Source organism: Limnothrix sp. FACHB-406 (genome assembly GCF_014698235.1).
GTDB lineage: Bacteria > Cyanobacteriota > Cyanobacteriia > CACIAM-69d > CACIAM-69d > CACIAM-69d.
Genome location: NZ_JACJSP010000001.1, coordinates 245,014 through 266,907 on the forward strand (window position 1 = coordinate 245,014; position 21,894 = coordinate 266,907).

A 21,894-nucleotide genomic window follows, 5' to 3' on the forward strand; every position below is an offset into this window, starting at 1 on the left:
AGGCTGGTACTGCACCTAAAAGACAGGAGGTTGATGGACATTTGACGTATACAAAATTAACGATCGCCCTCTTCGTCAAAGCCCCCGTAGCAGGACAAGTGAAATCGCGTCTTGCCAAGACGATCAGGGCGGATTTTGCGACGGAATTTTATCGATCGATGGGGCGGGACTGGTTCGATCGCCTCACCACATTTGCCGATCGCCAGCAAGCCGATCTCCGCGTGTTCTATGCACCTGATTCGGGGCGATCGACCGTGCGGGATTGGTTTGGCTGCAACGATCAGCAACTGGTGGCCCAGGGTGACGGGGACTTGGGCGATCGAATGGCGCGGGCGTTCACGACTTGTTTTGGGCAGGGAAGCGATCGGATCTTGCTGGTCGGTAGCGACAGCCCCGATTTACCTGATGAAATATTGACCCAGGCGGCTGAAGCATTGATCGAAACCGGCGCGGTGATTTGCCCCACGGAAGATGGGGGTTATTGCTTGGTGGGGTTTCGGCGCGATCGCCTGTTACCCACCATTTTTCAAAACATGGTTTGGAGTACCGAAACGGTTTTTGCGGAGACGATCGCCCGGTTCCAATCAGCTAACCAACTAGTCGCAATTCTGCCCCATTGGTACGACATTGATCACGCACCTGATTTAGATCGATTCTGGCAATTGAATCAACAGAATCCAGATCTGAAACGGTCAATAGCAACGTTGGCAAAAATTCGACAGCCGATCGCCCTTTCGGTGATTATGCCCGTTCTGAACGAAGGGAAACAGATTCAAAAAACACTCGATCACTTAGCAGCAATTGCCGGACAGATTTCCTACGAAGTGATTGTGGTCGATGGCGATCGGGCGGGGTCAACCTTGCAGTATTTGCCCAGCGATCGCCCAGTGCGGGGCATCACGGCGGCGCGGGGTCGGGGGCTACAAATGAACGCAGGCGCGGCGATCGCCCGAGGGGAAATCCTGCTATTTCTGCACGCCGATACGCAATTACCCGCAACGGCCTTTACCCAAATCACAACAACCCTAAAACAAACGCCCAACGTAGGGGCGCACCGCCGTGCGCCCTCACCCGAGGATTTGGTAGGAGGAGCGTTTGACTTATCGATCGCCTCGCCCCGATGGATCTTGCGAACGATCGCCCGGATCGCTTCGGCGCGATCGCGCCTCACTCGGTTGCCCTATGGGGATCAGGCGATTTTTATCCGGCGATCGGCCTTTGTGGCGCTGGGCGGCTACCCGGAAATTCCGATCATGGAAGACGTGGCCCTGATGCGATCAATTCGGCGGCGGGGGTGGCGGATTCGGATTTTGCCTGATCGGGTGCTCACCTCGGCCCGGCGGTGGGAGCGTGAGGGCGTTTGGCGCTGCACGCTCCGCAACTGGACGATTTTGCTTGCCTATTTTGCCGGGGTCAGTCCGTGGACGTTGCTGGCTTGGTATTCACCCGAAAGATCAAAGGCTTCGTGAACCGCCTTCAGGGCTTCCACGCCTTGATCCTGTTCCACCACGCAACTGATCTTGATCGCCGAGGTGGTGATCATCAGCAGGTTGATCCCCTTGGCCGCCAAGGCGTTGAACATTTGGGCCGCCACGCCGGGTCGGTTGATCATCCCTGTCCCCACGGCGCTGACCTTGGCCACTTGGGCATTCACCACCACTTCGCCCCAGCCGAATTCCTGGCCGGCGGCCAGCAGCACGGCGCGGGCGGCTTCCGCATCGGTGGCGGCGGTGGTGAAGGCGATGTGGCGGGTGGGGGAGCCGTTGACGACGATCCGCCGCTGGGACTGGACGATCGTATCGACGCTGATGCTCTTGTCCGCCAGCAGCTCGAAGATCTTGGCAGCCATGCCGGGGCGATCGGGCACGTTGCGGACGGCGATTTGGCTTTGGTTGCGATCAAGCGCCACACCGCGCACGGGCGGCTCCTCGGGGCTAGCGGGCTGCTCGATCGGTAGTACCTCCGGCAAGAACTGATCCGTGTCTAGCTCAAAGGTATGGCGCAGGGCTGTCACCGCCCGCTGACAGAGCGCCTCCAAATCCCGATCGGCCGCGTCGTCGCCAGGAGCAATGATGCAACCCACCTGCACTTCCGAGGTGGAAATGGTTTCAATATTGATCCCCGCGTCCGCCAGAGTCTTGAACATTTGGGCCGCCACGCCGGGTCGGCCAATCATGCCCGCGCCGTAGATACTGACTTCGGCCACATGGCGATCGACCACCAACTCCGCTTCGGCTCCCTCCGTTTCCATCGGGCGGGTTGGCTCCGTCCGCAGGGTCGGCGCGATCGCCCCGGCCATGGCCTCGGCCCGATCGGCTTCCTGCTCCGTCACCGTGAAGGCGATGTCGTTGGTGTTGCCCTCGTGGATCGACTGAATAATCAAGTCCACATCCACCGCTTGCTTGGCCAGCTCCCCGAACAGCTTGGCGGCGATCCCGGGGCGATCGGGCACGCGCAGCAAACCGATTTGCGCCTGGTTCGTGTTGTAGCGAATCGCATCCACCGGCCGGGCAATTTCCAGGTTTTCCAAGGGGCGATCGCCCACCGGCTGCGACACCACCCGCGTCCCGGGATCATTCGTCCAGCTCGACTTCACAATCAGCGGCACACCATAATTGCGGGCGATTTCCACCGCCCGAGGATGCAGCACCTTTGCCCCCAAGCTGGCCAGCTCCAGCATTTCATCGCAGGAAATTTCCGCCATGATTTGCGCTTCCGGCACGAGGCGGGGATCAGTGGTCAGCACCCCTGGCACATCCGTGTAAATTTCGCAGGCATCGGCCCGCAAGGCCGCCGCCAAGGCCACCGCCGACGTGTCCGAGCCGCCGCGCCCCAGGGTAGTAATTTCCAAATCATCGGCATTCGAGATCCCTTGGAAGCCCGCCGCCACCACCACTTTGCCCTCATCGAGGTGGCGACGCAGCCGATCGGGATCAATGCTCAAAATCCGCGCCCGCGTGTGGGACGCTTCCGTGACGATCCCAATTTGCGCACCGGTCAGGGAAATCGCCGGTTGCCCCGCCGCCTGCAGCGCCATGCTCAACAGGGCGATCGACACCTGCTCCCCGGTCGAAAGCAGCATATCCATTTCCCGGCGGCTGGGCTGATCGCTAATTTCCCGCGCTAAGGCCACCAGCCCATCGGTGGTTTTGCCCATGGCCGAAACCACCACCACCACGGAGTTTCCCGCTTTCACCGTGTCGATCACCCGAGCCGCCACGGACTGAATCCGCTCGATCGAGCCAACCGATGTACCGCCATATTTCTGAACGATCGTTGCCATTGGTCTTTGCCCCCACAACCGCTAAAGGTGCAAAAAACTTTACCGGAAACCGTCGCCGGCCGCCGCTGCCCCGTCTGCGATCGCGGCTACGGTTTGCCCAGGTTTCCGATTCTTTTTGGTTTTTTGACCATCTCGATCGAGGTCGGGATCAGCTCAAAATGGGCCTTTCAACTGGGCAATGATACGTCTTCGTACAAATCGCTGATCATTCCTTGCCAATCGATGCTGTGGAAAAACACGCGATCGCCCGGGCCATACCACTCCAAAACCCATCGATTATTGTCATCGCGGCGAAAGCACTCCACTCGCATCTTGTCCTGACTAATTAGCACATATTCTCTCAGGCTTTCTAAAGCAGAATAGTTAAAGAATTTCTCACCGCGATCACGCAGCTCCGTGCTATCGGAAAGCACTTCAAGAATTAATTTAGGAAAGCATTTGTAATAATCTGTGTTTTGGTCGCGCGGATCACGGGTGACGAGTAAATCAGGATAGTAAAAGCAATTGTGGCGATCGACTCGCACTTTCATATCACCGGTAAATAGCTGACAACCTTGCTGGCGAACAGATTTCAGGAGCAGCGCCGTTAAGGTTGCCACGATCGTGCAATGGGCACTACTCGCACCCGCCATCGCTACAATTTCTCCATCAATATAGTCATGCTTTTGGGTGGATTTTGCCTCCTGTTGTAAATAGTCATCGGGGCTAAGGAAATATAAATCCTGTTGAGCAATCATGGACTTGTTAATTTCTCCTGATCAATTGCTTTCAGTGCGACATCGATCCTAACTTCAGTGTAGCAATGCGGTTGAATGAGCTGCATATTTGAGAGTGAGTGTCGTCTTAAACTCTCGAATTTTTAGAATCAAGTAATTTGAGATTATGGATAGCCATAGGGTAATAAAAGACCAGGAATTTTTATAAACTCCACTGTCTGGGCTTCGTCGTCAAAAATGCCATATCGCAGAAACCAGCCACCGCCGCGAGGATAGCCCACAGCTCCAAAACAAATCACATACCGATTACGAGGATCAAGCGAATAACAGCCAACATCAACAAAATGGCTAGTGCTGTTAGCATATTCATCGCAATCTGCGCTAAACAGAGCAGGAAAATGATTGTGGCCAATAAAAATGAAGCGATACTCGGTTTCGTCAAAAATATTCCAGGCTTCGATACTAGTCGAGACTCGTTTTGGTGTTTTGCGTGGTGAAATGTGTGTAAAAACGATGGATTCTTCCACAAAGGTAGTAGGCAGTTTTTGCAACCACTGAAAGTTGTCAGGCTGTAAATCGCAGTTGTTGTAGTCATCATGGTTGCCTCGAATAGTGAGAATGTTGTTGGTTTTGAGGAAGGTGACAACTTGGTCGTTGTAATCACCACCTTCGACCACATCTCCTAGGCAAATGATGCGATCGACCTGCATGGTGTTGATGTGATCGCAAACGATTTTTAAGCCATCCCAGTGACCATGAATATCGGAAATGATTGCAGTTCTCACCATTTGCAAATCACCTACTGCGCCAACAGCTTACTAGCTTCAAGATACCCAAACTGAATTACAGATTGATCGACGGTGCGTGGGAGAAAATGCCAGCGCGATCGTTTCCCCGCAAGCGTTCTCCCAAGCACCCTACACACGAACTTAACTCAACGACAATAGCCGCCGCATCAAGCTCATCACCTCACCGGGATTTTGCGTCGGCTGCATGGGCGACCACTCATACAGCTCCGCAAAGCCGCGCAAATACAGCACGCGGATCGTGTTTTCGACGGCACGTGGCGACCCGATCACCATCACCTTCACCGTTTCGCGCCCATCCGATCGCGCCAGCAAGGAATCGAGCTGAGATCGCCCCTCAGTCAAGGATTCCGAGGCGATCGGCGTTTCTACAAAACTCTGCATTGTCATGGCCATACCTTCTCAAATGGATTGGCTGCTGTGAATGATTCAGAGCAAGACAAACAAGACACCACCCTCGGCTCAGGCTTGCAGTCATGACCAGCCTAGAGGTTTTGTGCCTGATGTTGTCTTTTGAGTCAACACTTGGATGTTATGTGCTGTCAGCTCAAAGGTCAACATTTACCGGATTAAGATTCTTTGACAGGATTGGGGGCATGGGAAGAGCAGGAAAAGCCCTCAAATCCGTATTAGACCAGCACAAAATCAGCCAGAACCGGCTGGCGGTGCTGTTGCAAGTTGATCGGTCAGTGGTTTTTAAGTGGTTTCACGAGCAGCGCGACCCTACGGCTGAGACCGTTGTGGAGATCGTCACAGCTTTGAAAGGATTGAACCCCGAAGCTGCCCGCGACTTTGTGCAGTGCTACTTAGGCGAGCTTTTGGAATAGCCGATCGGCCTTGCCAGCTCCCCGCTGGATTTGCCAACTCTAATCGATATCACGGTCAGATCATTCAGTGATGCACTGTTGACATATCGCAGCGACAAGGGTGCGATCGATATTTCGTAGGGTGCGTAGAGCAATGCTTGCTTCTTCCAAAATCTCATCTATACCATACGCACCGCTAATAATATTCAGCTAATATTTCGGTTAGAAATTCATCAAACTTTGGTAAAACGCTAGACTCAAGATATTGAGTATTAAAAGGATCTTTATCTGTCAGCGCGATGATTTCCTTAATCCAAGAACAGTGATTACCTAGGTCTTGTGTCATTGAAGATAGTAGCATTCTCATTTTGTGAAGATCTGAGTCTTCATAGCCACTATCAGATCTTATCGAGCCAACGAACGCATTCATAAAATCAAGGAAATTATAGTCTGGAAGGTTGGCTTTAGTAGAATAGTGCTTAACTCTTGATTTAAGCTCATTTTTGAATTTGACAATATGGAAATTAAAACTTTGATCATTTTTCAACTCAGAGATCTCAGAAATAAGGTCTATTACTATGCTACTTAAGAACATTTCCCGAAGTCTTTTGAGTTGATTCCCTACTTGTTTTTCAAACACTTCAACCTTGTAATCTTTTTCCAGAAAAATCCTGATTCTGCTTTTAGTGAGTGCCTTAAAAATGCCAATTTCGACTTCGTCAAAAGGCTTATTTGCATAGAGAATTAGAATGTCTAATAGGGAATGAGCCTTGTTAGGGTTGCCCAAACCTTCAGTTTCATCTAGGATTGAGTCGAAATGACTAAAAGCATGGCCAATTGACAACATCCTTGGGCACAGATAGGGATTTCTTGCTTCGTAGTCCATGGCATGTTCTAATGCGCCGTAAAGACTATCATTTATCTCATTTAACCTCCTGCCATCTTGTCGTGTCAGTAGCAAAAAATTAATGAGCCTAGGATTCGCAAATACCCTAAGGTTTCTAAGTCTTGCAAGCTCTAAATTGCGATCATACACTCGCTTGTAATACGTTTTGGGTGATTCACTTTTCTCAATCCAATATGATAAAATCATTGTTAAAACAGACTTAATGCAACGAACTCTATCAAGAGTGTTTTTGGACTGTAAATCAATGACTATAGTCGTGTCAGGTAGTTGAATTCTCATGTTGACTGTCCAAAAACACATCAATGAAATTCAAAATATTCGTCTAACGCCAAAGGACCCTAATTAAGGCTTTTGTTGTTTGCAATTTTAGATTTAACGAACATCTTGAGGCAAGATACTTGCCTCAAGATGCTTCCGTTGAGAGGCAAAAATCGTGTGGTTATTAGCGATCAGACAATCGCATTGATTGATTTCTGCTCCTTCTGAAGCTTGTTCACTTGCTTGGTGATTGCAGGGACATAATTTTTGAGTCCATTGTAGGAATCCGCAGATTTCCCAGCATCGCAGCATCCAAACTCATACTTCTTTGCCATGTCTGTTTTTTAGTCCATGAGGATTAGTGAGAAGTTGATTCTTTATCAAGCTACTCATGACTTAGACTTTAAATTCTCTTGGCTCTGTATGACAATCAGATTGATACAAAACTTATCAAAATCAAAGACATCGTGTTCTTGTACTATATAGCCATTCCCTAAAATGATGGGTACGCCATACTGCAGATGCAATGAAGCAGTTATTTGGCTGCGAAGTGCTCACCCTGCGGGTCACGTTGCTTAGTAAGCAAGGTAAAGGCTGTATGTTGTCTGAGTATTTGGGCGAGAGTTCGAGACTATAAGGTTTCTGCCAGACTCTGTGTATGTAGTGTCCGGTACTACTGCCCTCAGCGAACTGGATTTATACGATAGGCGCTTCGGGTGGGGTAGGGCGTGGATCGGCGTTGGTGATTTTGGATCGATCGCAGCGTGAGGAACTGTTGAATGGATTCAAACCTGAGCCTTAGTTACGATCGCACGGGTGACAGCCTCCTCATTGTCATTTGTCCGCCCTATCCCGAACAAGAAACCGAAGAACTGGGTGATGGTTTGCTCGCACGGTTCAACCCTGACACCAACGACATTGAAGCGATCGAAATCTTCTTCTTTTCCCAACGCCTCCAAACCGATCGCCCCCTGCAACTTCCCCTTTGGGCCGATTTGCGCCTTGCGATCGCCCCATAGCGCAACGGACTAACCGATCCGCTCCTATGATGAATCGAGATTAGGCGCTTCGGGTGGGGCAGAGCATGGATCGGCGTTGGTGGTTTTGGGTTGATCGCGGGGGCACGTTTACCGACATTGTGGCGCGGCGGCCCGATGGGCGGCTGGTGGTGTATAAGCTGCTGTCGGAAAACCCTGATCGCTATGCCGATGCGCCCGTCCAGGGGATTCGCGACCTGATGGGATTAGCCGCCGATGAGCCGATCGACTTGGCGCAGATTGGGGCGATCGAGATGGGAACCACTGTCGCCACCAACGCCCTGCTGGAACGCAAAGGCGATCGCACCGTGCTGGTGATCACCGAAGGGTTTGGCGATGCCCTGAAGATTGGCTACCAAAACCGACCGGATATTTTTGCGCTGGAGATTCGCAAGCCCGCGCCGCTCTATGAACGGGCGATCGAGGTGCGGGAACGGTTGAGCGCCCAAGGCGAGGTGGTGCGCCCCTTCGACGCGGCCGCCCAGGCGGACTTATTGGCGCAACTGAAAGCGGCGCGGGCCGAGGGTTGCACCAGTTGCGCGATCGCCCTGATCCATGGCTACCGTTACCCCCAGCATGAGCACATCGCGGCGGCTCTGGCGGAGGCAGCGGGGTTTGAGCAAATTTCCGTGTCCCATCATGTGAGTCCGCTGATTAAGCTGGTTAGCCGCGCCGAAACCACCGTGGTCGATGCCTACCTGTCGCCCGTGCTGCGGCGTTATGTGAACCAGGTGCGATCGACCCTGGCGGGGCCGGACAGTGAGGCCTTGGCGGGCAAGCTGTTTTTTATGCAGTCCAACGGCGGGCTGACCGATGCCGATCGGTTCCGGGGCAAGGATGCGGTGCTGTCGGGGCCGGCGGGCGGCATTGTCGGGGCGGTGCAAACCTGCGTGGCGGCGGGCTTTGAGCAAATCGTCACCTTTGACATGGGCGGCACGTCCACCGATGTGGCCCACTATGCGGGCGAGTATGAGCGGCAGTTCGAGACGGAGGTGGCGGGGGTGCGGCTGCGGGCCCCGATGATGGCGATCCATACGGTGGCGGCGGGCGGCGGCTCGATTTTGCACTTCGATGGTCAGCGCTACCGGGTGGGGCCCGACTCGGCGGGGGCGAATCCCGGCCCGGCGGCCTACGGGCGCGGCGGCCCTCTGACCGTTACCGATTGCAATGTGCAGCTTGGCAAGTTGCACCCGGACTTTTTCCCGGCGGTGTTTGGCCCCGAGGGCGATCGCCCCTTGGACAAGGCGATCGTGGCGGAACGGTTCGCGGCCCTCACGGCGACGATCGCCCAGGCCACCGGCGATGGTCGCAGCCCGGAAGCGGTGGCGGCCGGGTTCCTGGCGATCGCGATCGAGAAAATGGCAGCGGCGATTAAGCAAATTTCCGTCCAGCGCGGCTACGATTTGGCGCACTACACCCTCTGTTGCTTCGGCGGGGCGGGCGGCCAGCACGCTTGCCTATTGGCGGAAGCGTTGGGGATGACGCGGATTTTTATCCATCCCTACGCCGGGGTGCTGTCGGCCTACGGGATTGGGCTGGCGGATGTGCGGCAAATTGGTGAACGGGCGATCGAGCAGGTCTTGGAACCGGGGGCGATCACCGCGTTGGAACCGAGCTTTGGCGACTTACAAAGGTCACTGGAGCCGCAATTGCCGGGATTCCAGGAAGCGATCCGCACGGCCCGGCTGCGCTACGGCGGCACGGATTCGCCCTTGGTGGTGAGCTGGCCGGCGGCGACGGAACCCGACCCGGCGGGCTGGTTGCGCGATCGCTTCGAGGCAATCCACCGCCAGCGCTACGGGTTCGCCCTGCCCGATAAGCCGGTGGTGATTGAGGCGATCGCCCTGGAGTTGGTGCGCCATAAAGATCTGCCGCCGGAACCGCTGCTGGTGGCCAGTCGATCGACTCCGCCGGAACCGATCACGACGATTCGGATCTATACGGCCGATCGCTGGTGGGATGCGCCGGTCTTTGGGCGATCGGACTTGCAACCGGGCGATCGGATCGTCGGGCCAGCGGTGATTGTGGAACCGACGGGCACAAATGTGATTGAACCGGGCTGGGCGGCCACCTTGGGCGATCGGGGCGGCCTAGTCCTCGAAACCCTCGCCCCAACTGACCCGGACAAGGGGCTTAAGCCCCTTGCTGCCAACCGTTCCGATGATCTAATCGATCCATCCGCAAGTCGGCTCAACTCTGAAGACAAGGGGACACAGTTCATTAACGCCCCAAATCTCGACAGCAAGGGGCTTCAGCCCCTTGTCTCCGACGACGAGCCAACGCCGCAACCCGATCCGGTGCGGTTGGAGATCTTCAACAATCGGTTCAGCGCGATCGCCGAGCAGATGGGCGCAACCCTGCAAAACACCAGCTATTCCGTGAATATCAAGGAGCGGCTGGACTTTTCCTGCGCCCTGTTCGATCGCGCCGGGCAACTGATCGCCAACGCCCCTCACATTCCCGTCCACCTCGGTTCCATGGGCGAAACGGTCACGGCCCTGATGGCGGCGCGGGAGCTGCGGCCCGGCGATGTGTTTGCCAGCAACAACCCCTACAACGGCGGCACGCACCTGCCCGATATCACGGTGATTACGCCGGTCTGGTTGCGATCGCCCGCCGGAGTCCTGAGTGATCGCCCGGATTTCTTCGTCGCCTCCCGCGGCCACCACGCGGACTTGGGCGGCCTGACCCCAGGATCGATGCCACCCCACAGCCACTCGATCGCCGAAGAGGGCATCCTGTTTGACTTCCTGCCGATCGTCCACGCCGGGGAATTCCTAGAGGCTGACGTGCTGGCGCAACTGGCTGATAATCCCTACCCCGCCCGCAACCCGGTGCAAAACCTGGCGGACTTGCAGGCGCAAATTGCCGCCAACGAGCGCGGTTGCCAGGAATTGCAGCGCCTAGCGGATACCTACGGAGCCGCCACGATCCAAGCCTACGCCGGGTTTGTGCAGGACAACGCCGCCGCCTCGGTGGAACGGGCGATCGCCCAATTGCGGGACGGGCAAGCGACGATCGCCCTCGATTGCGGGGCGCAAATTACGGTGCAAGTGCGGATCGATCGGGCACGGCGGCGGGCGGCGATCGACTTCAGCGGCACATCGCCCCAGCAGCCGAACAACTTCAACGCCCCGATCGCAATCACCAAAGCCGCCGTCCTCTACGTGTTCCGCACCCTCGTGGCCGACGAAATTCCCCTGAATGCCGGGTGTTTGCGCCCGATCGATCTGACCGTGCCACCCGCCAGCCTGCTCGATCCCCGATTGCCCGCCGCCGTCGTGGCCGGCAACGTGGAAACCTCCCAAGCCGTAGTCGATGCGCTCTACCAAGCCCTCGGGGTGATGGCCAACGCCCAGGGCACGATGAACAACTTCACCTTTGGGAGCGATCGCCACCAATATTACGAAACGATCTGCGGCGGCGCGGGGGCGGGCGCAACCTTCCCCGGAGCCGACGCGGTGCAAACGCACATGACCAACTCCCGGCTCACAGATCCCGAGGTGTTGGAGTGGCGCTATCCGGTGCGGCTGGAGTCCTTCCAAATTCGCCCCAATAGCGGCGGCGCGGGCCAACAGCGCGGCGGCCACGGCGTGATCCGCAAACTGCGCTTTTTGGAACCGATGACGGCGGCGATCGTTTCGGGGCGGCGATCGACCCAACCGGCGGGCCTGGCCGGCGGCGCACAGGGTCAACCGGGCCGCGCCTGGGTGGAACGGCTGAACGGGGCGATCGACCCTCTCGGCGCTACCGATCAGGTGCAAGTACAAGCCGGTGAGGCGATCGCGATCGAAACCCCCGGCGGCGGCGGCTATGGCCGATTGGGGAAGTAATCAGATGCAAACTATAGAGCACCTATAACTGATGCGAATTAGCCGCAGGCTCAATCTGAATTAGCGGAACTTGAATCCAAAGCATCCGGTAGGCGAGCTTCAGGAAATTGTTTCAGGCCCCAGCGAGCGATCGAGCGCAGCACAGGACGCAAACTTTCGCCCGCCTCCGTAAGTTGGTAATTCATGCGGCGAGTGTGATTGCTGTAGGGCTGTTTGGTAATCAGCCCCAGGGCTTCCAGAGACTTCAGGCGGCTGGCCAAAATATTGGTAGAAATTCCCTCGGGCGATTCCAAAAACTCCTCAAAGCGCTGCTTACCAAAAAACAGCATGTCCCGAATGACCAGCAGCGTCCACCGATCGCCCAGCAGATCCAGCGTACAGGCGATCGGGCAGTGAGATCGGTGGTCAACCGCCATAGCACAAGGCTCCAAAATTCATTCCCGTTCAGGAATTTACAACTTTTTCAAGTCTCCCTTGCATTTTACAAGTAACCCTGTTAGTTTGATTTTGACTTGCAACTTGCAATTTAAAAGTTAATTGCCATGTACCACGCCCCATCCAACACCCAACCCACAGCCCAGACCGGCCCAGACTTTGCCGTGACCCACGCGGGGCCGCTTGCCAACCTCGAACAGTTCACCTTTACCCTCAACCTGGGCGATCGATCGCTGCCAACGCCTGGAAAACTGTTCTTGAAGGATTTACTAGGGTTAACCGGGGCAGAAATTTCTGTTAATAGCCTTTCGCCCAAAGAGTCGCTGCTTTTCTATCACAAACATCAGCAAAATGAAGAGGTTTATCTCTTTTTGGCAGGGGAAGGAGAATTTCAAGTCAATAACTGGGTTTTTCCAGTCCAAGAAGGCAGCTTTGTGCGGGTTAGTCCCGATGGTGAACGCTGTTTGCGCAATCGATCGCCCGTCGATCGCCTAGTTTGGATTGTGGTACAGGTGCGTGCTCAGTCCTATTCCTCGGGGAGCACCACGGAGGATGGAATCATGGTTCCCAAGCGGGTGAGTTGGATGGGCAAACAGGTGCTTAGCCCTGATAAAGTTCCAACGTCTCAACAAGGGCTAGATTCTGCACAAGGTGACCGTGGAGCTTAGAAAAATTCAGCTACCCAGCGTTTACCGAGTGTTAACAAAGGCAATCCATTTCCAGCGATCGGGCGATCGCAAGCACAATCACAGAACAGGAATCTTGTTGGACGATCGATCCATCAACAGAGAAAAGCAATCAAGCGCAATCCCCTAACGTTGCTCCACCATCCAACAAGTTTTTCATCTCAAACTCAATCGACTTGCACACTAACCAATACACTACTTACCGGCACAGTAGGTATTCACTTCCTTGACCAAGGCGCTTTCGTCCTTCGCCGCCGTTTCTCCCATCTTGCTGGCCCCGGTCACATCTTCCTGCAATTGCTTCAGCCGCTTCAAGCTTTCAGGACTCGGCTTTTTCGTCTTTTCCATTTCCTCCAATGCGCCGCCCACTTTGCTGGAAGCGGTGCTCAAGTCCGAATAGATTTTGACAAACCGTCCCTGAAAACCCTTCAGGGTCTCATCGGCCACTTCCACAGCCCCAATTTCTGTCGATAAGCCACTCAGATCCGTGGACAGTTTCTTCATCGCCGGGGCATCCATCCCCTTAATGCTGGAGCTGATCTGCTGCCCTTTGTTCACAACGGCAATCAGCTTATTGCATTGGGCAACTTTGCTTTCGCCACAACCCACCAAAGCTAAGGACAGCACCGCAGAAGCGGCCACTAATCGCCCAGCAGATAGGGATTGACCAAGGCGATGCATCAGGGTGAAAGACATGGGTAAAACACTCCTCAAATGGAAGTCATTTTGAATGATCTAAAAAATCAGCCAATTGCGCTAGCCACGAAACCCAAAGCTTATCAAAATTTTCGGAAATTAACACAGTTGACAAGCACGATTCTGATTATCCACAATCAATCACCACAAGAAATTGAATGATGATTGATATTTCGATTCAGTCAAGTCTTGATCGCAAGAAATTGTTTCCTGAGGTTGATGAATTTTGAAGAATTTGGATCTAATCAGAGTTCCGTCTTAGGTTGCGCAATCGCCGGCGGAATACGAATTGGTTGTTCACGAAAACCAGCAACTCATCACTCAAGAACCATGGCTAGCCGTTAAAGGAATCGGTCTTTTTTATTTTTATTACCTATACGGACAGGCTCAACCGCTCGTAGAGTCTTTGAATGAATGGAATGTGGTTTCAGCAGTGATCCTGATGTGCTGATAGCCTATTCTATGCTTGCGATCGTAACCTTGCCCCCTATGACTTTTGATCCAGACTTCATGCCGTTGTTGCGCCGATCGACCGATCGACTCTTGACCCTGATCGATCGCTTCGGGGAAGCGCAGGTGTTGGTGGTGGGCGATCTGACCTTGGATGAGTTTCTGACGGGATATGTGGAACGAATTTCCCGAGAAGCGCCAGTGCCGATCATCCGCCACGAACGAACGCGCCAAGTGCCCGGCGGCGGGGCCAATGCGGTCTATAACCTAGCTAAGCTCGGGGCAAACGTCCAGGTTGCTGGCTTTTTGGGGGACGATGTGCAGGGGCTGGCCATGCGTCAAATCTTTGAGGCGGCGGGCATTGACACCACCGGGGCGCTGGTGGAAGCGGCGCGGCCCACGGTGACGAAAACCCGGATTTCGGCCCACTCGCGCCAGTCCGTGACCCAACAGATCGTCCGGTTCGATCGCAAATCTGACGATCCCCCCACGGCGGCCGACTGCGAGCGCCTGGCTGAGTTTGTGGCCGATCGCGCCCCCAAGGCCCAAGCAGTGGTTTGCTCCGACTATGGCGATGGGGTGTTTTCCAGCGGCGTGATCCAAGCGGCCCTGACCGGCCAGCCGGTAATCGTGGATGCCCAAAAGGAACTCACCCGCTACCGGGGAGCCACTTGGTTCACGCCCAACCTGCCGGAAGCGGAGCGGGAAGCGGGCTTTGGCATCACCGATCAAGAGAGTTTGCTGAAGGCGGGGGCAACGCTGCTGGCCAAAACCGAGGCGGAATACGTGTTGATCACCTGTGGTGAGTCGGGAATGAGCTTGTTTGGGCGATCGGGCGACGTGTCCCACATTCCCGCCTTCAACCGGGCGGAGGTGTTTGACGTGACCGGCGCGGGCGACACGGTGGTGGCGGCCTTGACCTTGGGCTATGTGTTGGGGGCCACGCCCTGGGAAGCGGCGGTGCTGGGCAACTTGGCCGCCAGCCTGGTGGTGCGCCACATCGGGACAGCTACCACCAGCCGGGATGAGATGAAACGAGCCTTGAAAGCTATGCTCGATCGCGACAGCCAGTAGGGGCGCACGGCCGTGCGCCCTTAGGGCAAGGATCGGCGATCGACCTGGGTTGAAGGAATCGCCTGACTGAAGAATCTGAATTCATTGCTCGCACAGTTTGCACGAATCTATGACTGACTCGATCGCCCGTTCCCCTCGCCGCATCATCATCACGGGTGGTGCGGGCTTCATTGGTTCCAACTTTGTCCGCCATTGGTGCGATCGCTATCCGGGCGATCGGGTGGTGGTGCTCGATGCCCTGACCTATGCGGGCAACCGGGCAACCTTGGCCGATCTCGAAGCGGCCGATCGCCTGCGGTTTGTCCAAGGCGACATCACCGATCGTGTTCTGATCGATCGGCTCCTGAGCGAAGAGCAAATCGACACGATCGCCCACTTCGCCGCCGAATCCCACGTCGATCGCTCGATCCTCGGCCCCGGTGCATTTGTGCAAACCAACGTGGTTGGTACGTTCACCCTGCTGGAAGCCTTCCGCCAACATTGGCTGGCGGCGGGCAAACCGGCCGATTGGCGGTTCCTGCATGTGTCAACCGATGAGGTCTACGGCTCCCTGGGCGAAGACGATCCCGCCTTCAGCGAAACCACGCCCTACGCGCCCAACAGCCCCTATTCCGCCTCCAAGGCCGGCAGCGACCACCTGGCCCGCGCCTACTTCCACACCTACGGGATGCCAACGATCATCACCAACTGCTCGAATAACTACGGCCCCTACCATTTCCCGGAAAAGCTGATCCCCTTGATGTGCATCAACATCCTGCTGGGCAAGCCGCTGCCGGTCTATGGCGATGGGCAAAATATCCGCGACTGGCTCTACGTGGAAGATCACTGCGGCGGGATTGATGCGGCAATCCACAAGGGCCAACCGGGCGAAGCCTACAACATTGGCGGCAACAACGAGGTGCGCAACCTGGACTTGGTGAAGTTGCTGTGCGAGCTGATGGATGAGCTGGCCCCGCAGTATGGCTGGCACCTGCCCCAGCAGCCCAGCAGCAGCCTGATTACCTTCGTGACCGATCGCCCCGGCCACGATCGCCGCTACGCGATCAATGCCGAAAAAATCCGCACCGAGCTGGGCTGGGAACCCTCCGTCACCGTCGAAGAGGGATTGCGGCGCACGGTCACTTGGTATTTGACGAACCGCAGTTGGTGGGAGCCGCTGCTCTCGGCCGATTACCAAACCTATTACCAAAAAATGTACGATCGCCGCCCGGAAGCGGTGGGCTAATCGTAAGTACAGGGGGCGATCGCCTCGTTAACCCCAACCCTAATCTGAGCGATCGCCACAACCCTGTCCATCCCTGGGAACAAGCCAGGATCACGGGGGCTGGGTGAGGAGACCCCACCCCTGCGACTGATCGGTTGGGAGAACGAAATCATCGGGGTTTCAGGCAATTTGACGACAGGCCCTACTACCCTGTGATTATGCTTAAAACTCAAAAATTATTTTTTGCGGTTAACAAATCCAGCAATGGGCAGAATCAGGACACCACGAACCTTTGAGCAACTCAGCGCAGCAATTTCCTTTGAGCAATGGTCGCCACTGCTGCCGCGCTATGGCGTGATTGATGAACAAGGCCGCTATCTGCATTGGAATGACTTTCAATGGCGGGTTCAGCCCGGTGACGATGCACAAGCCGCTTGGCTAGCAACCAAATGGGCTAGGGGAATGATTTGCCAAGACATTCCAATCTTGGTGGCGGAGGGCGATCGCCCCTTTCGGTCTTGTATGCCCAATTCCCTGCTGGCCAACTTGCACCACATTGATCGAATGACCGGCTTGGGTGACAAAGTGGGCGACACGGCCGCGAGTTTCCGCACTGACGAAAAACATAGCTACTTGGTCAAGAGCCTGATCCAAGAAGAAGCGATTACTTCATCACAGTTGGAAGGCGCTTCAACGACTCGGTCTGTGGCCAAAGATATGCTTGAAAAAGGATTAGCTCCCAAAGATAAATCGCAACGGATGATTTTTAACAACTACCAATTAATGAAAAAGGTGGTTGAGCAAAAGTCCGAACCATTATCGATTCATTTCATCCGTGAACTGCACCAAATTGCCACGGATCAGGCGATTGAAAATCAGGCAGTTCCTGGAGAATTCAGAACAGACAATCAGATTTTTATTGCTGACGCTTATCAAGAGACGATTTTCCAGCCGCCCGACTGGGAAACTATTCCCGATCGCCTAGAAGCGCTTTGTACGTTTGCCAACGGCGACTATGGCATCAATAATGCCAAGAGCTTTATTCATCCGGTGGCTAAAGCGATTATTCTGCACTTTCTGTTGGCTTATATTCACCCCTTCGGCGATGGGAATGGTCGCACTGCCCGCGCACTGTTTTATTGGAGTGTGCTGAGGTCAGGCTATGACGTTTTTGAATATATTTCCATTAGCAAATTTATTCAGTCCAAGCGCGGTGACTACGATAAAGCGTTTATCTATACGGAAACCGATGACTTTGATTTGACCTATTTTCTTTATAACCAAACGGAAACAATCATCAAAGCAATCCAAGCTTTGCATGACTATTTGGAACGCAAGCAACGAGAATTTTATGAATTTATGGGCTGGATCGATCGCAGCCCGATCGCCAAGACCCTGAAGCGTGGTCATTTAGAAATTTTAAAAGCAGCTTTCAAGCAACCCGGTCGGGAATTTACCGCCAAACAAACGGCTACGGAATTTGGTATTAGCGAAAATACGGCCCGTAGCTATCTGAATCGATTGGTGGCTCAGGATTTGTTGATTGAGGCGCGATCGAAGGTGGAAAAATTCACCGTTTACATCGCGCCCGCCAATCTACCGACCCGCTTACAATTGACCGAGTTGCCCTAGCGATCGCTATGCCTGCAAGGCTTCGGTGATTTTGGTTTGCAACGTGCTGACCAACTCCGCGATCGCCACTTCTTCGGCCGTGGCCGTCGCCCGCGTCACCAGTTCCACCTTGCCCTGGGCGATCGCCCGGCCCGTCACCACCCGGAACGGAATCCCGATCAAGTCGGCATCCTTGAACTTCACGCCGGCCCGCTCTTCCCGATCGTCCAGGATCGTTTCGATGCCTGCTACATTCAGGTCGCTGTAGAGCTGCTGGGCGATCGCCATTTGGTTTTCGTCGGCAATGTTCGGCACGGTGACGATCGCTTGGTACGGGGCGATCGCCACTGGCCAAATCACGCCATTTTTGTCGTGGGACTGTTCCACCGCCGCCTGGGCAATCCGCGACACCCCCACGCCGTAGCAGCCCATCCAAAAGGGCTGGCTCTCGCCGGATTCCGTCGTGAAGGCCGCGCCCATGGCCTGGGAATATTTCAGACCCAGTTGAAAAATGTGACCGGCTTCGATGCCCCGCGCTGATTGCAGAATTTGCGAGGGGTCATGCACCGCCCGATCGCCCGGCCGCGCCAAGTCCAGCTCCACCACTTCCGGCAGTTTGTATTGAGCGCCCCAGTTCGCCCCCACCACGTGATAGCCCGGTTGATTCGCGCCAGTCACAAAGTTCTGAAGCTGGCTGGCGTTCGGATCCACGAGCCGCAGGAATTGGGGAGCCGTGTCCTTGGCCTGGGCGATGTGGTCGTCGCTCAAGTCTGGTGCAATGTAGCCCAGGGGCAAGGGTTTGGCGGCCCAGGCGGCTTGGGCATCCGCATCGGGCACTTTCAGGGCCAGCACCTTCGTGCCGCCGTAGTTCGGGGCCCGCTGGGTGATCGCGTTGAACAGCTTCACCTCGTTCACGTCCCGATCGCCCCGAATACTAATCAGCACCAGCACTCGCTTGCCGTTATCCAGCACGGCTTCATAGAGCACGTTTTTCACCACCTGGGTCGGGTCGCACTTCAGCACCTCGCACAAGCGGGCGATCGTGGTGGTGTCTGGCGTTTCCAGGGTTTCAAAACTCGTAAAGGGCGAAGGAACCGCATCCACTGGCTGCGACACAGCTTTTTCCACGTTGGCGGCGTACTGCTCATCTTCCGTGAACAGGATTTCGTCTTCGCCCGTGTCCGCCAGGATCATAAATTCCTGGGAGGCGCTGCCCCCGATCGCCCCGGAATCGGCCTGCACCGGCCGGAACTTCAGGCCACAACGGCGCAGCATATTTCGATAGGCCTGATCCATCGCGTCGTAGGTTTCCTTCAGGCTTTCGGGCGAGGTGTGGAAGGAATAGGCATCCTTCATAATGAATTCGCGACCCCGCAGCAGGCCAAAGCGCGGGCGAATTTCATCGCGGAATTTGGTTTGAATTTGATACAAATTCACCGGCAGTTGGCGATAGGAACGGATCAGTTCCTTGGCCACGGTGGTGATCACTTCCTCGTGGGTGGGCCCGAGCATCAGCTCCCGATCGTGGCGATCGCTCAGGGTAAAGGCGATTCCTTCTGCTTTGTATACATCCCAGCGGCCGGACTCCTGCCACAGTTCCGCCGGTTGCAATTGCGGTAGCAGGCATTCTTGCGCGCCCGTCGCGTCCATTTCCTCGCGCACAATCTGCGACACCTTTTGCAGCACGCGCCACATCAAGGGCAAATAGGCATAAATCCCGCTACCGATTTGGCGGATGTAGCCCGCACGCAGCAACAGCTTGTGGCTGGTGACAACGGCTTCGGCGGGGTCTTCACGAAGGGTGACGAACAGGGCTTGGGACAGACGCATAAAACAGCCAGGAGCAATGCACAGTCCAGAATATCGCAGTTGGGGCGATCGGGCAGGGCGATCGCGCGGGTAATGGGGTGAGCCTGACGCTTGGCAAGCCGATCCATTACGATCGGAATAAAAAAATGACAGCCGATGACACTCAACGACTTAACCCCAGTGCTCAGAGCACGCATCAAAGAAATTGCGGCGCAACACGGAGCCTACAATGTCCGCATTTTTGGCTCCGTTGCCCGTGGGCAGGCTGATCACCATAGCGATCTGGATCTATTGGTGGATTACGATCTCAGTCGCATTAGTCCTTGGTTTCCGGTGGGGTTGATTCGAGATTTAGAAGACTTACTCGCCATTAGAGTTGATGTGGTGACTCCTGCCGGTTTGAAAGATCGAATTCGCCAAGAGGTTTTACAAGAAGCCTGCCCCTTATGAGAAATGACCTTGAGCGAATCAAAGATATCCAAGAGGCTATTCAAAAAATAGAAAAATATGCACAAAGAGGTGAGAAAGAGTTTTTTGAAAATGAATTAATTCAAGGCTGGATCCTACTTCAACTACAAATTATTGGCGAGGCGGCAAGAGCGATCAGCAGGGAAACCTATAGTCAATACCCAAATATTGCTTGGCGTGATATTATTGGCTTCCGAAATCTCTTGGTTCATGAATACTTTCGAGTTGATCTAAGAATTGTTTGGAGAATTGTTGATCAAGAGATTCCTGAATTGAAATCTCAAATTCAAGTCATTCTTGACTCATAATCCTATCAAAAATAGTAGTGCGATAATCCAATAGTCAGTAGGTTAGGTTGAGCCTTGCGAAACCTGGGGTCTTCACGAAGGGTGACGAACAAGGCTCAGGACAGACGCATAAAACAGCCAGGAGCAATGCACAGTTCAGAATATTGCTGTTGGGGCGATCGGGCAGGGCGATCGCCCCAGAAGCCGACAGACCGCAGCCAGTTTCACTAGAAATTCAGACCGATTCCAGATTGCCCCACCTCAGCAGCATTCGGTTGTTCAAGACGAAATTCATCTTGAATTCGGCAAACAACTTGATAACTTTTAGGAGGCGAAATGGGCAAAGCGCGTAAGTACAAAAAAGCGGCTTGAGCGCCAGATTCCAGCAACAAAACCAGATCGGTTTCGGGGTTATAGCTGTCAACGGCTTGCAAGATGTGACCATTGATATGGTGATGATTCAAAATAACCGTGTCAGGAAAGGCTAGCCAAGCATTTAAAAATGCTGCGAGCCGTGGCCTCACAACATAATGGGTGCGAAATGTTTCTCCTGTAATATTGAGTTGCGGTGAATTCAAGCTACAAATAACTGCACCTCGTCCTCCCGCCAGATAATTACTCCAAGCGTTATATCCCAGAACAATTAAATTTGTGGCAACAAAGGACTCCTGCCAATCAGAAGAAGATGTCGCCATACAAAAACTCCAATTCGTCACAACTTCAAATCAAAAACCATGGTCGAAAAAGTTGAAAAATACGATTGTCAGTGATAGAATCCAAGCCGCTGCCTGACCAGCTATCGATAACTCGGCAGGGCATCGTTAGCAATTTCAAAAAATGCAGGCTGAATCGCGCGGCGGGTTTCCACCAAATCAGAGGCACCTTGATAGAGCAAGCTATCTGATGCATCCAACCAACGTTGAGGCTTCCCAGAGCGTCCTGCTTCAGGAATCCGCAAGCCATCAACAAGCCAACCAACGGTATCTCTTCTGAGACGGTCTAAGGAACTGCTGTAGGTCAATCCCAGATCATGAGCTATTTGGCGATGCACAGCCGCATGGACAGACTCATCACCAGAAATATCGCCCGAGATGATTCCTAAACCCACACCACCAAACATCCGAAGCAAGGGCAAAATCACAAAGAAAACAGAATTTTCTAATACAAAGGCCTTAACCAGCGGGTGATCAGGATGATTAATCCATTGCTGGTGAATTTGCTTGGCTGTTTCTTCATCTCTATCTGTCGTTAATTGATAGATTTGAGCGGCCATGCCTAATACTTTGTCGTGCCGTTCCTCGTCCAGAATATTAGAGCGCAGACATTCAACTGCTGTTGCTGGAAGTGTCGTTTTACCCAAAGCCTCGTCTAGCCATTCCGCCACTTCTAATTCAAGAATGCGCAGAGCCAGGGCCCGCCCCAAAACTTGATCTGCCCCCGGCACTGTATTCATTTTTTCGCCACAAGTGGGTGTCCAAGAGCGCTTACGAGCTAATTGTTCAGTGTAAAAGTCCATCAGAAGTCCTTT

At 54.4% G+C, this 21,894-nt stretch carries 20 protein-coding genes; 10 read left to right on the forward strand and 10 right to left on the reverse strand.

What is annotated here, in order from left to right; all coding sequences use genetic code 11:
• Positions 1 to 41 precede the first annotated feature (41 nt).
• On the forward strand, positions 42 to 1,469 hold the full coding sequence (locus H6G53_RS00965; protein ID WP_190530638.1) for a TIGR04283 family arsenosugar biosynthesis glycosyltransferase: 1,428 nt from the start codon (positions 42 to 44) through the stop codon (positions 1,467 to 1,469).
• Here the strand turns inward: H6G53_RS00965 and H6G53_RS00970 are convergent.
• The 4 genes from H6G53_RS00970 to H6G53_RS00985 form a co-directional block, all read right to left on the reverse strand.
• The gene (locus tag H6G53_RS00970; protein ID WP_190530639.1) at positions 1,400 to 3,283 is read right to left on the reverse strand and encodes an aspartate kinase; all 1,884 of its coding nucleotides are present in this window, start codon (positions 3,281 to 3,283) and stop codon (positions 1,400 to 1,402) included. The two genes, H6G53_RS00965 and H6G53_RS00970, sit on opposite strands and share 70 nt — an antisense overlap.
• A 167-nt stretch (positions 3,284 to 3,450) precedes the next feature.
• Positions 3,451 to 4,020, reverse strand: coding sequence for a Uma2 family endonuclease (locus tag H6G53_RS00975; protein WP_190530640.1), 570 nt, complete (start codon positions 4,018 to 4,020; stop codon positions 3,451 to 3,453).
• A gap of 143 nt (positions 4,021 to 4,163) precedes the next feature.
• Positions 4,164 to 4,787, reverse strand: a complete 624-nt coding sequence (locus tag H6G53_RS00980; RefSeq protein ID WP_199309078.1) for a metallophosphoesterase — start codon at positions 4,785 to 4,787, stop codon at positions 4,164 to 4,166.
• 141 nt (positions 4,788 to 4,928) lie between these two features.
• Positions 4,929 to 5,195: a hypothetical protein gene (locus H6G53_RS00985; protein WP_190530641.1), complete on the reverse strand. Its 267-nt coding sequence runs from the start codon at positions 5,193 to 5,195 to the stop codon at positions 4,929 to 4,931.
• Positions 5,196 to 5,281: 86 nt separating this feature from the next.
• Here H6G53_RS00985 and H6G53_RS00990 point away from each other — a divergent pair, with 86 nt between their 5' ends.
• The gene (locus H6G53_RS00990; RefSeq protein WP_347343099.1) at positions 5,282 to 5,632 is read left to right on the forward strand and encodes a helix-turn-helix transcriptional regulator; all 351 of its coding nucleotides are present in this window, start codon (positions 5,282 to 5,284) and stop codon (positions 5,630 to 5,632) included.
• Between the two features lie 175 nt (positions 5,633 to 5,807).
• Here the strand turns inward: H6G53_RS00990 and H6G53_RS00995 are convergent, their stop codons facing one another.
• Positions 5,808 to 6,797, reverse strand: coding sequence for a hypothetical protein (locus H6G53_RS00995; RefSeq protein ID WP_190530642.1), 990 nt, complete (start codon positions 6,795 to 6,797; stop codon positions 5,808 to 5,810).
• A gap of 758 nt (positions 6,798 to 7,555) precedes the next feature.
• On the opposite strand from H6G53_RS00995, the gene H6G53_RS01000 reads away from it, so the two are divergent.
• Together H6G53_RS01000 and H6G53_RS01005 are read left to right on the forward strand one after the other, a co-directional pair.
• Complete coding sequence (locus H6G53_RS01000; RefSeq protein ID WP_190530643.1) at positions 7,556 to 7,795, forward strand: DUF2283 domain-containing protein; 240 nt, start codon at positions 7,556 to 7,558, stop codon at positions 7,793 to 7,795.
• A 65-nt stretch (positions 7,796 to 7,860) separates the two neighbouring features.
• Entirely contained in the window at positions 7,861 to 11,646 is a 3,786-nt protein-coding gene (locus tag H6G53_RS01005; RefSeq protein WP_190530644.1) for a hydantoinase B/oxoprolinase family protein, read from the forward strand.
• 50 nt (positions 11,647 to 11,696) lie between these two features.
• On the opposite strand, the gene H6G53_RS01010 is transcribed toward H6G53_RS01005, so the two are convergent.
• Entirely contained in the window at positions 11,697 to 12,062 is a 366-nt protein-coding gene (locus tag H6G53_RS01010) for a helix-turn-helix domain-containing protein (RefSeq protein WP_190356300.1), read from the reverse strand.
• Positions 12,063 to 12,188: 126 nt separating this feature from the next.
• Between H6G53_RS01010 and H6G53_RS01015 the strand changes: the two genes are divergently transcribed.
• Positions 12,189 to 12,749 (forward strand): cupin domain-containing protein, encoded by a 561-nt coding sequence (locus H6G53_RS01015; protein WP_190530645.1) that lies wholly within the window; start codon positions 12,189 to 12,191, stop codon positions 12,747 to 12,749.
• A 213-nt stretch (positions 12,750 to 12,962) separates the two neighbouring features.
• On the opposite strand, the gene H6G53_RS01020 is transcribed toward H6G53_RS01015, so the two are convergent.
• On the reverse strand, positions 12,963 to 13,463 hold the full coding sequence (locus H6G53_RS01020; protein WP_099531998.1) for a hypothetical protein: 501 nt from the start codon (positions 13,461 to 13,463) through the stop codon (positions 12,963 to 12,965).
• 489 nt (positions 13,464 to 13,952) lie between these two features.
• On the opposite strand from H6G53_RS01020, the gene H6G53_RS01025 reads away from it, so the two are divergent.
• The 3 genes from H6G53_RS01025 (at position 13,953) to H6G53_RS01035 (ending at position 17,823) form a co-directional block, all read left to right on the forward strand.
• The gene (locus H6G53_RS01025) at positions 13,953 to 14,987 is read left to right on the forward strand and encodes a bifunctional heptose 7-phosphate kinase/heptose 1-phosphate adenyltransferase (RefSeq protein ID WP_190530646.1); all 1,035 of its coding nucleotides are present in this window, start codon (positions 13,953 to 13,955) and stop codon (positions 14,985 to 14,987) included.
• A gap of 109 nt (positions 14,988 to 15,096) precedes the next feature.
• On the forward strand, positions 15,097 to 16,212 hold the full coding sequence (gene rfbB, locus H6G53_RS01030; protein ID WP_190530647.1) for a dTDP-glucose 4,6-dehydratase: 1,116 nt from the start codon (positions 15,097 to 15,099) through the stop codon (positions 16,210 to 16,212).
• Between the two features lie 243 nt (positions 16,213 to 16,455).
• On the forward strand, positions 16,456 to 17,823 hold the full coding sequence (locus H6G53_RS01035) for a Fic family protein (protein ID WP_190530648.1): 1,368 nt from the start codon (positions 16,456 to 16,458) through the stop codon (positions 17,821 to 17,823).
• Positions 17,824 to 17,829: 6 nt separating this feature from the next.
• Here H6G53_RS01035 and H6G53_RS01040 read toward each other — a convergent pair whose 3' ends face one another.
• Positions 17,830 to 19,632: a proline--tRNA ligase gene (locus H6G53_RS01040; protein ID WP_190530649.1), complete on the reverse strand. Its 1,803-nt coding sequence runs from the start codon at positions 19,630 to 19,632 to the stop codon at positions 17,830 to 17,832.
• Positions 19,633 to 19,767: 135 nt separating this feature from the next.
• Between H6G53_RS01040 and H6G53_RS01045 the strand changes: the two genes are divergently transcribed.
• Both H6G53_RS01045 and H6G53_RS01050 read left to right on the forward strand, forming a co-directional pair.
• Positions 19,768 to 20,061, forward strand: a complete 294-nt coding sequence (locus H6G53_RS01045; protein WP_190530650.1) for a nucleotidyltransferase family protein — start codon at positions 19,768 to 19,770, stop codon at positions 20,059 to 20,061.
• Entirely contained in the window at positions 20,058 to 20,387 is a 330-nt protein-coding gene (locus H6G53_RS01050; RefSeq protein WP_190530651.1) for a DUF86 domain-containing protein, read from the forward strand. Before H6G53_RS01045 ends, H6G53_RS01050 begins: the two co-directional genes overlap by 4 nt.
• Before the next feature lie 206 nt (positions 20,388 to 20,593).
• Here the strand turns inward: H6G53_RS01050 and H6G53_RS01055 are convergent, their stop codons facing one another.
• Both H6G53_RS01055 and H6G53_RS01060 read right to left on the reverse strand, forming a co-directional pair.
• The gene (locus tag H6G53_RS01055; RefSeq protein WP_190530652.1) at positions 20,594 to 21,061 is read right to left on the reverse strand and encodes a hypothetical protein; all 468 of its coding nucleotides are present in this window, start codon (positions 21,059 to 21,061) and stop codon (positions 20,594 to 20,596) included.
• Positions 21,062 to 21,162: 101 nt separating this feature from the next.
• Positions 21,163 to 21,882: a ferritin-like domain-containing protein gene (locus H6G53_RS01060; RefSeq protein ID WP_190530653.1), complete on the reverse strand. Its 720-nt coding sequence runs from the start codon at positions 21,880 to 21,882 to the stop codon at positions 21,163 to 21,165.
• Between the last annotated feature and the right edge of the window lie 12 nt (positions 21,883 to 21,894).

What these genes read in the sequence shown, in the direction of transcription:
- H6G53_RS00970 (WP_190530639.1), bottom strand. Translation starts at nt 3,283, where the DNA reads ATGGCAACGATCGTTCAGAAATATGGCGGTACATCGGTTGGCTCGATC.
- H6G53_RS00975 (WP_190530640.1), bottom strand. Translation starts at nt 4,020, where the DNA reads ATGATTGCTCAACAGGATTTATATTTCCTTAGCCCCGATGACTATTTA.
- H6G53_RS00980 (WP_199309078.1), bottom strand. Translation starts at nt 4,787, where the DNA reads ATGGTGAGAACTGCAATCATTTCCGATATTCATGGTCACTGGGATGGC.
- H6G53_RS00985 (WP_190530641.1), bottom strand. Translation starts at nt 5,195, where the DNA reads ATGACAATGCAGAGTTTTGTAGAAACGCCGATCGCCTCGGAATCCTTG.
- H6G53_RS00990 (WP_347343099.1), top strand. Translation starts at nt 5,282, where the DNA reads ATGACCAGCCTAGAGGTTTTGTGCCTGATGTTGTCTTTTGAGTCAACA.
- H6G53_RS00995 (WP_190530642.1), bottom strand. Translation starts at nt 6,797, where the DNA reads ATGAGAATTCAACTACCTGACACGACTATAGTCATTGATTTACAGTCC.
- H6G53_RS01000 (WP_190530643.1), top strand. Translation starts at nt 7,556, where the DNA reads ATGGATTCAAACCTGAGCCTTAGTTACGATCGCACGGGTGACAGCCTC.
- H6G53_RS01005 (WP_190530644.1), top strand. Translation starts at nt 7,861, where the DNA reads ATGGATCGGCGTTGGTGGTTTTGGGTTGATCGCGGGGGCACGTTTACC.
- H6G53_RS01010 (WP_190356300.1), bottom strand. Translation starts at nt 12,062, where the DNA reads ATGGCGGTTGACCACCGATCTCACTGCCCGATCGCCTGTACGCTGGAT.
- H6G53_RS01015 (WP_190530645.1), top strand. Translation starts at nt 12,189, where the DNA reads ATGTACCACGCCCCATCCAACACCCAACCCACAGCCCAGACCGGCCCA.
- H6G53_RS01020 (WP_099531998.1), bottom strand. Translation starts at nt 13,463, where the DNA reads ATGTCTTTCACCCTGATGCATCGCCTTGGTCAATCCCTATCTGCTGGG.
- H6G53_RS01025 (WP_190530646.1), top strand. Translation starts at nt 13,953, where the DNA reads ATGACTTTTGATCCAGACTTCATGCCGTTGTTGCGCCGATCGACCGAT.
- rfbB (WP_190530647.1), top strand. Translation starts at nt 15,097, where the DNA reads ATGACTGACTCGATCGCCCGTTCCCCTCGCCGCATCATCATCACGGGT.
- H6G53_RS01035 (WP_190530648.1), top strand. Translation starts at nt 16,456, where the DNA reads ATGGGCAGAATCAGGACACCACGAACCTTTGAGCAACTCAGCGCAGCA.
- H6G53_RS01040 (WP_190530649.1), bottom strand. Translation starts at nt 19,632, where the DNA reads ATGCGTCTGTCCCAAGCCCTGTTCGTCACCCTTCGTGAAGACCCCGCC.
- H6G53_RS01045 (WP_190530650.1), top strand. Translation starts at nt 19,768, where the DNA reads ATGACACTCAACGACTTAACCCCAGTGCTCAGAGCACGCATCAAAGAA.
- H6G53_RS01050 (WP_190530651.1), top strand. Translation starts at nt 20,058, where the DNA reads ATGAGAAATGACCTTGAGCGAATCAAAGATATCCAAGAGGCTATTCAA.
- H6G53_RS01055 (WP_190530652.1), bottom strand. Translation starts at nt 21,061, where the DNA reads ATGGCGACATCTTCTTCTGATTGGCAGGAGTCCTTTGTTGCCACAAAT.
- H6G53_RS01060 (WP_190530653.1), bottom strand. Translation starts at nt 21,882, where the DNA reads ATGGACTTTTACACTGAACAATTAGCTCGTAAGCGCTCTTGGACACCC.